Annotated in this window: 11 protein-coding genes; 7 read left to right on the top strand and 4 right to left on the bottom strand. The window is 75.0% G+C overall.

What is annotated here, in order from left to right:
* The first annotated feature begins 11 nt into the window (after positions 1-11).
* Positions 12-869: a nucleoside hydrolase gene (locus ACI79A_RS01140; RefSeq protein ID WP_457079043.1), complete on the top strand. Its 858-nt coding sequence runs from the start codon at positions 12-14 to the stop codon at positions 867-869.
* Between the two features lie 83 nt (positions 870-952).
* Here the strand turns inward: ACI79A_RS01140 and ACI79A_RS01145 are convergent, their stop codons facing one another.
* Positions 953-1705 (bottom strand): SDR family NAD(P)-dependent oxidoreductase, encoded by a 753-nt coding sequence (locus ACI79A_RS01145; RefSeq protein WP_457079045.1) that lies wholly within the window; start codon positions 1703-1705, stop codon positions 953-955.
* A gap of 299 nt (positions 1706-2004) precedes the next feature.
* On the opposite strand from ACI79A_RS01145, the gene ACI79A_RS01150 reads away from it, so the two are divergent.
* The 5 genes from ACI79A_RS01150 (at position 2005) to ACI79A_RS01170 (ending at position 9127) form a co-directional block, all read left to right on the top strand.
* Positions 2005-4425, top strand: a complete 2421-nt coding sequence (locus tag ACI79A_RS01150; RefSeq protein WP_457079047.1) for a glycoside hydrolase family 2 TIM barrel-domain containing protein — start codon at positions 2005-2007, stop codon at positions 4423-4425.
* A complete protein-coding gene (locus ACI79A_RS01155) occupies positions 4422-4760 on the top strand; it encodes a hypothetical protein (RefSeq protein WP_457079049.1) in 339 nt (112 codons plus the stop codon). Before ACI79A_RS01150 ends, ACI79A_RS01155 begins: the two co-directional genes overlap by 4 nt.
* A 247-nt stretch (positions 4761-5007) precedes the next feature.
* Positions 5008-7248, top strand: a complete 2241-nt coding sequence (locus ACI79A_RS01160) for a glycoside hydrolase family 3 C-terminal domain-containing protein (protein WP_457079051.1) — start codon at positions 5008-5010, stop codon at positions 7246-7248.
* Positions 7245-8036, top strand: a complete 792-nt coding sequence (locus ACI79A_RS01165) for an SGNH/GDSL hydrolase family protein (RefSeq protein WP_457079054.1) — start codon at positions 7245-7247, stop codon at positions 8034-8036. The genes ACI79A_RS01160 and ACI79A_RS01165 overlap by 4 nt, the downstream gene beginning before the upstream one ends.
* Before the next feature lie 74 nt (positions 8037-8110).
* On the top strand, positions 8111-9127 hold the full coding sequence (locus ACI79A_RS01170) for a zinc-dependent alcohol dehydrogenase family protein (protein WP_457079056.1): 1017 nt from the start codon (positions 8111-8113) through the stop codon (positions 9125-9127).
* Between the two features lie 39 nt (positions 9128-9166).
* Here ACI79A_RS01170 and ACI79A_RS01175 read toward each other — a convergent pair whose 3' ends face one another.
* From ACI79A_RS01175 to ACI79A_RS01185, 3 genes are all read right to left on the bottom strand, one after another.
* Positions 9167-10837 (bottom strand): MDR family MFS transporter, encoded by a 1671-nt coding sequence (locus ACI79A_RS01175; protein ID WP_457079058.1) that lies wholly within the window; start codon positions 10835-10837, stop codon positions 9167-9169.
* A 155-nt stretch (positions 10838-10992) separates the two neighbouring features.
* The gene (locus ACI79A_RS01180) at positions 10993-11592 is read right to left on the bottom strand and encodes an acyl-CoA-like ligand-binding transcription factor (protein ID WP_457079060.1); all 600 of its coding nucleotides are present in this window, start codon (positions 11590-11592) and stop codon (positions 10993-10995) included.
* A gap of 67 nt (positions 11593-11659) precedes the next feature.
* Entirely contained in the window at positions 11660-12979 is a 1320-nt protein-coding gene (locus tag ACI79A_RS01185; protein ID WP_457079062.1) for a cytochrome P450, read from the bottom strand.
* A gap of 136 nt (positions 12980-13115) precedes the next feature.
* On the opposite strand from ACI79A_RS01185, the gene ACI79A_RS01190 reads away from it, so the two are divergent.
* Positions 13116-13697 carry a DUF1349 domain-containing protein gene (locus ACI79A_RS01190; RefSeq protein WP_457079064.1) on the top strand — a complete coding sequence of 194 codons (582 nt, stop codon included), beginning with the start codon at positions 13116-13118 and terminating at the stop codon, positions 13695-13697.
* The last annotated feature ends 7 nt before the right edge of the window (positions 13698-13704 follow it).

Raw genomic sequence — 13704 nt, forward strand, 5'->3', positions numbered from 1 at the left:
TGGAGGAGAACGTGTCGCTGCGCATCACCGAACGATGTCGCGTCGTCGTCGACAACGACTGGGCCGGCGACCCGGACGGTCTGGTCGCCCTGGCCCACCACCTGCTCAGCTCCGCCAACCGGGTGGTGGCGGTGACCAGCTCGCACCTGAGCCCGATGTTCGGCCCGCCGGAGGGGACGGCAACCGCCGGCGCCCGGCTCGCCCAGCAGCTGGTCGACCTGGTGGACACCCAGCGGCCGGTGGTGGCCGTCGGGTGCGACGTGCCGATCGACGGGGGCGACACCTCGTCGGCGGCGGCGGACCACATCGTCGCGGAGGCGCGGCGGGATGACCCGCTGCCGCTCTTCGTCGTCTGCGCCGGCCCGCTGACCAACGTCGCGCAGGCGCTGCGGCAGGCCCCCGACATCGCCGCGCGGCTCACCCTGGTCTGGGTCGGCGGCGCGCTGGACGCCGACGTGTTCGAGTACAACCGGGAGACCGACCCGCAGGGCGCCCGCGAGGTGCTGGACTGCCGCGACCTGGCGATCTCGCAGTTCCCGCTGGAGACCTACCGCCGCTGCTCGTACTCCGTGGCCGAGCTGGAGCACGACCTGGGCGGCTCGGGCCGCGTGGGGGCGTGGCTGTGGCAGCGGTACCTCGAGCTGCCGATCCCGGACTTCGTGGCGCAGGGGGAGACCTGGCCGCTGGGGGACAGCCCGCCGGTGCTCGTCACCGCCCTCGACGACGCGACCAGCGCCTGGGCCGAGTCGGAGGCCGGGCCGGGTGGCGCGGCCCGCCGGGTCTACACCGACGTGGACGTGCGGCTGCTGGTCGCCGACCTGCTCGCCCGGCTCCGGCTGCACGAACGCCGGACCGTGCAGGGCAGCTGAGCGCAGCGGGGGCCCGCCGGTCGTCCACGGCGTCGTGCGGTGGACGACTGGCAGGCCGGGCCGGCGGGGCCGGCGGGGCCGGCTCAGAGCGTGGTCATGCCGCCGTCGACGGCGAAGGTGGCGCCGGTGGCGAACGCCGACTCGTCGCTGGCGAGGAACACCATGATCCCCTCGAGGTCGTCCGTGGTGCCGGCGCGGCCCATCGGGATCCGGCCGACGATCGCGGCCCGCGCCGCGGGGTCGGCGGTGAGGGTGCTGACCAGACCGGTCTCGGTGTAGGGCGGCACGACGGTGTTCACCCGGATGCCCCGGCGGGCGTAGGCGGCGGCGACGGTGCGGCCCAGCCCGTGCATGCCGGCCTTGGACGAGGCGTAGGCGGTGAACTCCGCGCCCTCACCGCGGACCGCGGTCGGGCTGCCGGTCAGCACGATCGAGCCGCCGCCGATGCTCAGCATCCCCCGGACGGCGTGCTTGATGGTCAGGAACGCACCGGTCAGGTTCACCTCGTGGGTGCGGCGCCACACGTCGAGGTCCAGGTGGGCGATCTCGGCGTCCTGCCCGAACAGCTGCACGCCGGCGTTGACGACGACCACGTCGGGGACCCAGCCGTCCGCGGCCAGCGCGGCGAACCCGCCGGCCACGCCGTCCTCGTCGGTGACGTCCATCGGCACCGCACGCCCGCCCGACGCCGCCGCGGCCGCCTCGGCGCCGGCGACGTCGCGGTCGGCGTAGGCGACCCGAGCCCCTTCGGCGGCGAACCGGTCGGCCACCGCCCGCCCGATCCCGGCCGCGGCGCCGGTGACCAGAGCCGTCTTCCCTGCCAGCCGCTCACTCATGTCCGCAGCCTGACGCCTGCCTCCGTCGTCACCCAGACCTGCTGCCATCCACCGGCACGCCTGCTGAGGGAGGGGCTGGTGGGTGGCATGCGGCCCGGGCCGTTGACCATCTGCCGGCCAATGGCAGCCGTGTCGTCGTCGGTGCCCCCGGTCACCGAGGATCGACGTCGCGCGGGTGCCCGCGGCGATCCAGCAGACGGCCGGTCGCCACCATGCCGGCCCCGCGCGGGCATGAGGCGCTCCAGCCAGGACGCCATCCGTCGCGTGCTGACCTCGTCCGACGACGCGAGAGGGCAGCCATGCGCCGCGCCCCGTTCCTGCACGGCTGGTACGTCCGGCCGCACGCCAACTCCTTCGCCGAGATGCACGGTTCCGCCCCGCCCTGGCGGGAGGTGACCCTGCCGCACGACACGACGCTCGGGCAGCCGCGCGACGCGGCGCACGGCGCCGGCGGCGGTTACTTCCCCGGCGGCGTGTACGAGTACCGGGCCACGGTGACCGCACCGGAGCAGTGGCGCGACCGGGTGGTGGCGCTGGAGTTCGAGGGCGTCTACCGCTCCGCCCAGGTGTACGTGAACGGCAACCTGGCCGGGCAGTGGGCCACCGGGTACACCCAGTTCACGGTGCCGCTGGACGACCACCTGCGGTACGGCCAGGACAACGAGGTGCGGGTGGTCTGCCGCAACCACGCCGACTCCCGCTGGTATGCCGGTGCCGGGATCCACCGGCCGGTCCACCTGCTCGTCGCCCCGCTGGTGCACCTCGCCCAGGACGGCGTGGTCGTCACCACCGAGGAGGTGGACGGCGGGACGGCGGTGGTGCAGGTCGTCAGCACGGTGGAGCACTCCGGCCGCGGCCTGGCCCGCCGGGAGGTGGTCACCGAGCTGCGCGACGACGCCGGCACGGTCGTCGGCGCGGCGACCTCCCCGGTCACCGTGCTGCCCGGTGCGCCGGCGGTGGTCCGCCAGCGGTTCCTCGTCCGGGACGCCGCCCTCTGGAGCCCGGACTCGCCGGCGCTGCACACCGCCGCGGTCGTCCTGCGCGACGGTGGGGACGAGTCCGACGCCGAGACGGTCGTCTTCGGCATCCGGACCCTGTCGCTGGACCCGGAGCGGGGGCTGCGGGTCAACGGCGAGCCGGTGCTCCTGCGCGGCGCCTGCGTCCACTCCGACAACGGCGTCCTCGGCGCGGCGGCGATCGACCGCGCCGACGAGCGGCGGGTGGAGCTGCTGCAGGCCGCCGGGTTCAACGCGCTGCGCGCAGCGCACAACCCGATGAGCCGGGCGATGCTCGATGCCTGCGACCGCCTCGGCGTGCTGGTGATGGACGAGCTCACCGACGTGTGGACGCAGAGCAAGTCGGACTTCGACGCCGCCCTGGACTTCCCCACCTGGTGGGAGCGGGACGTCGCGGCGATGGTGCGGAAGGACCGCAACCACCCCAGCGTGGTGATGTACTCGATCGGCAACGAGATCCCGGAGCTGGCCAAGCCGCACGGCGGCGTCTGGTCCCGGCGGCTGGCCGAGGCGGTCCGCGCACTGGACGGCACCCGCTACGTGACCAACGGCGTCAACGCCATGCTGACCGTCGTGGGCGAGGCCCAGGCACGGGACGAGGGAGCGGAGCAGGACCAGGCGGGGATCAACACGATGCTCACCGACATGGCCGGGTTCATGGACCACCTGTCCGCGTCCTCCCTGGTCGCCGAGCGGACCGCCGAGGTGTACGACGTCCTGGACGTGGCCGGGATGAACTACATGGAGGCCCGCTACGAGCTCGACCGCGAGCTGTTCCCTCGCCGGGCGATCGTCGGCTCGGAGACCTTCCCGGAGAAGGTCGACCGGCTCTGGCGGCTGGTCCGGGACAACCCGCACGTCATCGGCGACTTCACCTGGACCGGCTGGGACTACCTCGGCGAGGTCGGCATCGGCCGGACCTGGGACGCCGAGGACCCGGCCGCAGGCGGGTTCAACGGCCCCTTCCCCTGGCTGCTGGCCTGGGCCGGCGACATCGACGTCACCGGGCGGCGCCGGCCGGCGTCGTTCTACCGGGAGATCGTGTTCGGCCTCCGCCGCGACCCCTACCTCGCGGTGCAGCGACCGGAGCACTCCGGCCGGACGACGGCGTCGACGCCGTGGGCGTGGAGCGACGCGGTCGGCAGCTGGAGCTGGGCCGGCGCGGAGGGCACCCCGCTCACGGTGGAGGTCTACAGCGACGCCGAGGAGATCGAGCTGCTGCTGGACGACCGCTCCCTGGGCACGGCGCCGGCAGGGGAGGCGAACCGCTTCCGTGCCGAGTTCACCGTGCCCTTCGCGCCGGGCGAGCTGACCGCGGTCGCGCGTACCGGCGGGCAGGAGACGGGACGGTGCACGCTCCGCACGGCGACCGGGGACCTGCACCTGGCGGCCGCGGCCGACCGGGACGTCGTCCGGGCCGACGGGACCGACCTCGCCCACGTCGACCTGGCGCTCGTCGACGCCGCCGGCACGGTGGCGCTGGGCGTCGACCGCGAGGTGACCGTGACGGTCCAGGGCCCGGGCGTGCTCGCCGGGCTCGGCAGCGCCGCGCCGGCGACCGGGGAGTCGTACTGCGACGACGTGCACACCACCTTCGACGGTCGGGCGCTCGCCGTCGTCCGACCGACCGGCGCGGGCACCATCACCGTGACCGCGACAGCCGAGGGCTGCGCCCCGGCGACGGCGACGGTGACCGCTCGGTGAGCTCCACCTCGACGCTCCCGACATCGACCGACGACCTGGAGCTGCGGATGGAGACGTCACCGCCGCCGACCGGGTTCGCGGCCGCGGCGCTCGGCGGGGACCGGATCCGGCTCCTCGCGGTCGGCGGGGGCGAGGAGGTCGAGCTGGCCGAGCTCGACGGGCGGCACTGGAGCGCCGAGGCGGCGGTGTCCTTCACCGGCCGGGTCCTGGGTCTGTACGCAGTCGAGGGCACGGTCGCGTTCTCCGGTCTCCGGTCTCCGGTCTCCGGTACACCGGCTCCGAGCAGTAGCCGGCAGCCGGCCGGCCCCGTCGGCGTCCTCACGTTGCCGACATGACGGACGGCGCCCCGCAGCCGGCCGCGGTGGTCACCCTCGGCGGCTCGGGCTGGTCCGGGTCGCCTGGTTCCCGCCGCACACCGACGTGCACGCCGGTCCGTGCTGCTGCGCCCCCACCCGGGTCGGCGCCGTCGTCCGCTTCCGTCGCTGGGCCACCGGCCCGGCCGATGCCGTCCTGCACTGACCCAGCTCCCACTGAATGGCACCCGCAGCGACTCCGGCGACCGGCGCTCGGCAGGATCGGGGAGTGACCCCCACCACGCCGCCCGACCCGACCGCGCTGCCGCTGGAGCGGAAGGCCCGGCTCCTCTCCGGTCAGGACTTCTGGTCCACCCCACCGATCGAGGAGGCCGGGCTGCCGTCGGTGGTGCTCAGCGACGGCCCGCACGGCGTCCGCCGGCAGGCCGGCGACCTCGACCGGATCGGGCTGCTGGAGAGCCTGCCGGCCACCTGCTTCCCGCCGGCGGTCGCGGTCGGCTCCAGCTGGGACCCGGCGGTGGCCGAGCGGATCGGTGCGGCGATCGGGGTCGAGGCGCGGGCGCTCGGCGTCCCCGTCGTCCTCGGGCCGGGGGTGAACATCAAGCGGTCGCCGCTGTGCGGTCGCAACTTCGAGTACTACTCGGAGGACCCGCTGCTGGCCGGGGTGCTGGGCGCCGCGCACGTCCGCGGGCAGCAGGGAGAGGGCGTGGGCGCCTCGGTGAAGCACTTCGCGGCCAACAACCAGGAGACGCAGCGCATGCAGGTCAGCGCCGACGTCGACGAGCGCACGCTGCGGGAGATCTACCTGCCGGCCTTCGAGCGGGTGGTCACCGAGGCGCAGCCGGCGACGGTGATGTGCGCCTACAACAAGGTGAACGGGGTCTACGCCTCCCAGCACCGCTGGCTGCTCACCGAGGTGCTGCGCGAGGAGTGGGGCTTCACCGGCGCCGTCGTCTCCGACTGGGGCGCGGTGGACGACCGGGTCGCCGCGCTGGAGGCCGGGCTGGACCTCCAGATGCCCGGTGACTCCGGCGCCGGCAACGCCCTGGTCGTGGACGCCGTCCGCAGCGGGCGGCTGGACGAGGCCGTCGTCGACCGCAGCGTCCGCCGGGTGGCCGCGCTGGCCGGGTACGTCCCCGAGCGCACGGACGGCTTCGACGCCGATGCCCACCACGCGCTGGCCCGCGAGCTGGCGGCCGGCTGCGCGGTGCTGCTGAAGAACGACGGCGGTGCGCTGCCGCTGGCGGCCGGACAGCGGGTCGCGGTGGTCGGTGAGTTCGCCCGGACCCCGCGGTTCCAGGGCGGCGGCAGCTCGCACGTCAACGCCACCCGGGTCGACGACGCGCTCACCGCGCTGCGGGCCGTGCACCCGGACCTCGCCTTCGCCGCCGGCTACACCCTCGACGGCGCCGGGGACGCCACCGCGCTGCGGGACGAGGCCGTCGGCCTGGCCCGCGACGCCGACGTCACCGTGGTGTTCGCCGGACTGGCGGAGACCGACGAGACCGAGGGCCTCGACCGCACGCACATCGACCTGCCGGCGGCCCAGGTGGAGCTGATCCGCGCCGTGGCCGCGGCCGGCCCGCGGACCGTCGTCGTCCTGTCCTCCGGGAGCGTGGTCTCCCTGGAGGGCTGGCACGACGACGTCGACGCCGTGCTCGCCGGCTTCCTGCTCGGCCAGGCCGGCGGCTGCGCGCTGGCCGACCTGCTCACCGGCGCCGTCGACCCGTCGGGCCGGCTGGCCGAGACGATCCCGCTGCGGCTGGCGGACACCCCCAGCCATCTCAACTTCCCGGGGGAGCAGGGGCACGTCCGGTACGGCGAGGGCGTGATGGTCGGCTACCGGCACTTCGTGTCCGTCGACCGCCCGGTGCGGTACCCGTTCGGGCACGGGCTGAGCTACACGACCTTCGAGACGAGCGACCTGCGGGTCGAGCCGACCGGCCCCGACAGCGCGGACGTCGCGGTGACGGTCACGAACACCGGCAGCCGCGCCGGCCGGCACGTCGTGCAGGTCTACGTCGCGACCACCGCCGGACCGGTGCGGCGGCCCGCCCGCGAGCTGCGCGCGTTCACCAAGGTCTCGCTGGCGGCGGGGGAGTCGACGACGGTGGCGTTCGAGCTCGACCGTCGGGCGTTCGCGTACTGGGACGTCCGGGAGCACGCCTGGGTCGTCGCGCCGGGGGAGCACACCGTGCAGATCGGGCGCAGCGCCACCGACATCGCCGACGAGCGGACGATCGACCTCGCCGGGGACGTCGTCGTGCGGGAGCTGACCCTGCAGTCGTCGGTCGCCGAGTGGTTCGAGCACCCGGTCGCCGGCCCGCAGCTGCTGGAGGGCTTCCTGGCGACGATGCCCGAGGGGGCCGCGGAGATGCACGCGGGGATGCTCCAGATGATCGGGTCGATGCCGATGCGCCGGTTCGCCGCGGACTTCGGTGGGGCGATCCCCGCCGCGGAGCTCGAGCGGCTGATGGCCGCGGCCGAGGCCGCCCGGCCGGCCCGGTGACCCGCTACGTCGCCCTGGGCAGCTCCTTCGCCGCCGGGCCGGGCATCGAGCCGATCCTGCACCCCGGGTGCGGGCGGTCGGGCCGCAACTACGCGCACCTGGTCGCCGAGCGGCTCGGGTACGACCTGGCCGACGTCACGTCGGGCGGGGCGACGGTGGAGGACGTCCTCACCCGGCCGCAGGCGCTGCTGGCCGGCGGGACCGTGCCGCCGCAGGTCGACGCGGTCGGCCCGGACGCCGACCTGGTCACCGTGACCGTCGGCGGCAACGACGTCGAGTACCTGCTCACCCTGCTGCGCTGCTCGTTCCAGGCCGACCCGGAGGGCGCGCCGCTGCCGGCCCGGGCCTTCTTCGGCACCCCGGTCGACCCGGCTGCGGTGGACGCGGCGCTGGACGAGCTGCCGCAGCGGCTGGCCGGGCTGGTCGGCGAGGTCCGCCGGCGCGCGCCCCGGGCGAGGGTCGTGCTGGTCGACTACCTGACCGTGGTGCCGGACCGGTCCACGCCTGCCTTCCCGATGAGCGAGGAGCACCGCCGGCTGTGCGCCGACGTCGGCCGGCGGCTGGAGGCGGCCACCGCGGCGGCCGCGCACAACGCCGGGGCGGAGCTGGTGGCCGCCTCGGCCGCCTCCCGCGAGCACGCCGTCGGGTCGGCGGAGCCGTGGGTCACCGGCTGGGTCTTCGGTGACCTGCTCGGCGGTGGGGCCGCGCCGTACCACCCGAACGCCGCCGGCATGCGGGCCGTCGCCGACCTGGTGATCGACCAGCTGTCGCCCGACCGCGCGCGCTGACGGGCGGTTCGACCCCGCGGGCGCGGGCAAGGAGTACGGGTCCGAACCCGTACTCCGAGAGGAACACCACCAGCATGCGCGGAGCAGTTCTGCACGCCCCCGGCGACGTCCGCGTCGAGGAGCTCGATGACCCCCGGGTCGTCGAACCCACCGACGCGGTCGTCCGCGCCTCCGCCACCTGCGTGTGCGGCTCGGACCTGTGGCCCTACCGGGGCATCAACGAGGTGACCGAGCCGTCGCCGATCGGCCACGAGTACTGCGGGATCGTCGAGGAGGTGGGCGCCGACGTCACCACCGTCCGGCCGGGGCAGTTCGTCATCGTGCCGTTCATCGCCTCCGACGGCACCTGCCCGTCCTGCCGGGCCGGCTACCAGAGCGCCTGCGCGCACCGGGTGGGCATCACCGGCGCCCAGGCGGAGCTGCTGCGGGTGCCGCACGCGGACGGCACCCTCGTCGCCACCCCGGAGGTGCCGGCGCCCGAGCTGCTGCCGAGCCTGCTGACCCTCTCCGACGTCATGGCCACCGGCTGGTTCGCCGCGGTCGCGGCGGGCGTGCAGCCGGGCATGACCGTCGCCGTGGTCGGGGACGGCGCCGTCGGGCTGCTCGGCGTGCTGTCGGCCGCCCAGCTGGGGGCCGAGCGGATCATCGCCATGAGCCGGCACGAACCGCGGCAGCGGCTGGCCACCGGGTTCGGCGCGACCGACATCGTCACCGAGCGCGGCGACGAGGGGGTGGCGCGGATCCGGGACCTCACCGACGGGGTGGGGGCCGACGCCGTCCTGGAGTGCGTGGGCACCGGGGAGTCGATGGACCAGGCGATCCGCTCCACCCGCCCCGGCGGCGGCGTGGGCTTCGTCGGCGTCCCGCACGGCGTGGAGATCACCGGGCGGCAGCTGTTCTCCACGATGGTGCGGCTGCACGGCGGGCCGGCCCCGGTGCGCCGCTTCCTGCCCGACCTGATCGACCGGGTCTGGTCCGGTGCGATCGACCCGGGCCGGGTGTTCGACCTGACCCTGCCGCTGGACCAGGCCGCCGAGGGCTACCGCGCCATGGACGAGCGGCGCGCGGTCAAGGCGCTGCTGACGCCGTGACGGGACGGCGCCCGGGACACCGGTCCCGGGCGCCGTCCGCTACGTGCGGACGTTCGCGTCGTCGTCCCGCTCGTCGCCGACGGGCTCGACCAGGACGGGCTCGTCGGTCCCGGGGTCGGCGCGCAGGTCGGCCAGGTCCTCCTCGCGGGCCACCGCCTCGCCGCGGGCGACCATGCCGGCGACGTCGGACAGCGGCACCTCGCGGAGGAACAGCGCCAGCACCAGGGCGACGACGAGGATCGGCACCAGGTACCAGAACACCGGTGCCAGGGCGTCGGCGTAGGCGTCGACGATCGCGGTCCGCAGTGGCTCGCCGGCGGCCTCGACCGCCGTCGGCACCAGGGTGTCCGGGGAGGTGATCCCGGCCTGCACGGCCTGCTCGGGGTTGCCGGTCAGGGCATCGCCGAGGCGGTCGCCCAGCCGGGACGTGAACAGCGTCCCGAAGACGGCGACGCCCAGGACCGCCCCGACCTCCCGGAAGTAGTTGTTCGTCGAGGTGGCCGTGCCGATCTGCTCGGCGGGCACGGCGTTCTGCGCGGCGAGGACGACGTTCTGCATGATCAGCCCGAGGCCGGCGCCGAGCAGGAAGAACATCGCCCCGACGGTCCACAGCGCGGTGTCCCCGGCCAGCGTGGTCATCCAGACCATGGCCGCCAGGATCAGCGCCACCCCGGCCACGGTGAACACCTTGTAGCGGCCGGTGCGCATGATGACCGCGGCCGAGCTCTGGATGGTGAGGATGATCCCGGCGGTCATCGGCAGCATCAGCAGGCCGGAGTTCGCCGCCGACAGCCCCGAGCTCATCTGCAGGTAGGTCGGCATGAAGGCGACGGCCGAGAACATGCCCAGGCCCACCGCCATGCCCAGCGCGGTGGCCACCACGAAGGTGGGGTTGCCGAACAGGGACATCGGGACGATCGGCTCCACCGCCCGACGCTCCACCAGCACGAACGCCGCGACCGAGCCGGCGAGCACGGCCAGCAGCGCCAGGACCTGCCAGGAGCCCCACCCCTCGCTGCCGCCGATGTCGGTGGCCAGCACCAGCGACGTGGTGGCGACGGAGAGGGTGAGGATGCCGGCGAGGTCCAGCGGCGTGGTGCTCCGCTTGCGCGGCAGGGTGAGGGCGAACCAGCCGACCGCGAAGGCGGCCAGCCCGATCGGGACGTTGATCCAGAAGCACCAGCGCCAGCCCAGCGCCGCGGTGTCGGTGAAGAACCCGCCGACCAGCGGCCCAGCCACGGCGGACAACCCGAACAGCGCACCGATCGGGCCCATGTACTTCGCCCGCTCCCGGGCCGGCACGATGTCGGCGATGATCGCCTGGGAGAGGATCATCAGCCCGCCACCGCCGAGGCCCTGCACGCCCCGCCAGACCACCAGCCAGCCGAAGTCCGGCGCCAGCGCGGCGCCGAGGCTCGCGGCGGTGAACAACCCGATGGCCACCAGGAACAGGGTGCGGCGCCCGAACAGGTCGCCGAACTTGCCGTAGACCGGCATGACCAGGGTGGTGGCCAGCAGGTACGCGGTGGTCATCCAGGCCATGTGCGAGACCCCGCCGAGCTCACCGACGATCGTCGGCATCGCGGTCGAGATGATGGTCTGGTCCAGCGCGGCCATCAGCATGCCGGCCAGCAGCGCGGAGAAGATGATGTTGATCCGCCGCCGGGTCAGCACGATGGGCGGCGGGGCGTCGGGCGGTGCGGCGTGCACGGGTGCTCCTCGGGTAAGGCCCCCGTCCTCCGCACCCCTCGCACGCTCGGGGCGGGCCGCTGGACGGGGCCGGGTCAGCGGGGCGGTGGGTCAGCAGGGCGGGTGGCTCAGCAGAGCGGTGGCTCAGCGGGGCGGTGGCTCAGCGGGGCGGCGGGTCAGCGGGGCGGTGCCGGCAGCCCGGCGGCGATCGACTCCCAGGCCTCGTCGACGAGCGCGGGCAGCGAGGCGGTGAAGTCGCTGGCCAGCCAGCGGTGCAGCGAGGTCCGCATGACCGCGGCCTGCACCGCGGCCAGCAGCGCGGGGTAGGCGTCGGTGTCGACCGCCGTGCCGGTGCGGTCGGCGATCGCCCCGGCCAGCACCCGCTCGGACTCGGCGAAGGCCGCGGTGAGCCGGAGCGCCAGGGCGGGGTTGCCGTCGACCACCTGCAGCCGCAGCGGCCACACCTGCGCCTCGGCGGCCATCTCGGCGGCCTGCGCCGCCAGCACCGCGCGCAGCGACCGGACCGGGGGCTCGTCGGCCGGTCGGGCGGCGAGGGCCTCGGCGAGCCGGTGCGGGTGCAGCGGGTCCAGGCCGATGACGGCGTCGTCCTTGGTCGGGAAGTAGTTGAAGAAGGTGCGGGGCGAGACGTCCGCGTTCTCGGCGATGTCGTCGACCGACACCCGGTCCAGCCCCCGCTCGGCGACCAGCCGCAGCGCCGCCTCGTGCAGCGCGAGCCGGGTGGCGAGCTTCTTCCGCTCGCGCAGGGTCTGGGTCACCCGGAGAGCATGACACGGTGTTTGCAGACACTGCAAACATGCAGGCGGTGCAAGCTGGGGCGCGGCCTCAGAACGTGACCGGGAGCTCCTCCACGCCGTGCACGAAGGACAGCTGCCGCCAGCGGAGCTGGTCCTCCGGCACGGCCAGCGCCAGGTCCGGGAATCGGCGGAAGAGCTCCGGGAAGACCACCCGCAGTTCCATCCGGGCGAGCTCGGCGCCGACGCAGCGGTGCACGCCGTGGCCGAACGCCAGGTGGCTGCCGGTGACCGACCGCGCCGGGTCGAACCGGTCGGGTGCGGCCCCCGCCCAGGCCGGGTCGCGGTCGGCCCCGCTGAGCGACACGGCGACGGCGTCCCCCTGCTGGACCGGGCAGCCGGCCAGCTCCAGGTCGCGCTTGGCGAACCGCGGGAACGCCACCTGGACCACCGAGAGGTAGCGCAGCAGCTCCTCCACCACCCGGTCGACGTCATCGGGGGAGCCGTTCCGCACCAGGGCCGCGGAGGCGGGGTCGCGCAGCAGCACCACCGTGCCCAGCGAGATGGAGCTGGCGGTGGTCTCGTAGCCGCCGGTCACGATCCCGTCGACCAGGCCGGCGAGCTCGTCGTCCGAGAGCGCGTCGCCCTCCGCCTGCAGGATGCGCCCGATCAGGCCGTCACCCGGCGCGCTGCGCTGCCGGGCCACCACGTCCAGCAGCATCTTCTTCTGCTCCGAGACCGCGCCCAGCGCCACCGCCACACCCCCGGTGGCGTCGAACCGCTGGGTGCCCAGCCGGAGGAACGCCTCGTGGTCGGTGTCGTCGAGCCCCAGCAGCCCGCAGATCACGTCCATCGGCACCCGCCAGGAGACCAGCTCGGCCAGGTCCGCCGGCGAGCCGGCGGTCGCCAGTTCGTCTAGCCGCCGGGCCACGGTCGCCTCGATCTCCGGCGCCAGGCGCGCCAGCCGCTGCCGGGTGAACTCCGGGGCCACGAGCTTGCGCAGCCGGGTGTGCAGCGGGGGGTCGGTGAGGCCGAGACCGCCGACGTCGGCGGTCGAGCCCGGGCCGGTGTCGGCGAACAGGTGCCGGATGTCGTTGCTGTAGGAGTCGCGGTCGGCGAGGACGGCGCGCGCCTGCTCGTAGCCGGTCACCAGGTGCACGGTCAGGCCGAGGGGGAGGTCGAGCCGGTCCACCGGGCAGCGGGCGCGCAGCTCGGCGAGCTCGGGCACCGGGTCGGTGCCGTGCCGCAGCAGCGGCAGCCGCGCGGCCTCCGGCAGGAACGTGAGCTCGGACAGGTCGGTGCTGGTGGACCGGATCCGCTGCGCCGCCAGGCGGCCCAGCCACGACCGGACCAGTGCCCGTGGACCGCGGCGACGCCGGGGTCGGTTCGCGGACTCGTGGATCGTGCTCATGCTCCCTCGTCCGACTCGACCGTGCCCGTACCGGGCGCCCCCCGGGAGGGGAGGTCGTACCCGACCTTCCCACGCCGGCGAGCGCAGGTGGTCGACGGCCCGTGCCGCGTGCGGGTCGACGTGGTCCACTGGCCAGGTGACCACCGCACTGGCCTGGAGCGCCGGCAGCTGGACCACCGCGCCGGCAGCGGCGACCACCGACGGCCCGGACCTGCTGGTCACCGCCGTCGAGGGCAGCGACGCCTGGCGGCACACCGCCTACGGCTTCGTCCACGACGACGCCCACGCGCTGCTCGCCCCGCTGGACGACCCGGGCGCGGTGGAGGTGGTGTTCGACGTCGACTACGACCAGCAGTTCGACCAGGCCGGGCTGGTGCTGCGCGCCGACGCCGAGACCTGGCTCAAGACCGGTGTGGAGTTCTCCGACGGGGCGCCGCAGCTGGGCGCCGTGGTCACCCTGGGCCGCTCGGACTGGTCGGTGGCGCCGGTGCCGGGGTGGGCCGGCCGGCGGGTCACCGTGCGCGCCAGCCGGTCGGGGGACGCGGTGACGGTGCGCGCCCGGGTCGACGACGAGCCGTTCCGGCTGGTCCGGGTCGCCGCCTTCCCGCCCGGGGTGCCGGTGTCCGCGGGCCCGTACTGCTGCGCGCCGACCCGCGCGGGCCTCGTCGTCCGGTTCCGCCGGTGGGCCACCGGCCCGGCCGACGCGGCGCTGCACTGACCCGCGG

Source organism: Modestobacter sp. SYSU DS0657, from assembly GCF_054050925.1.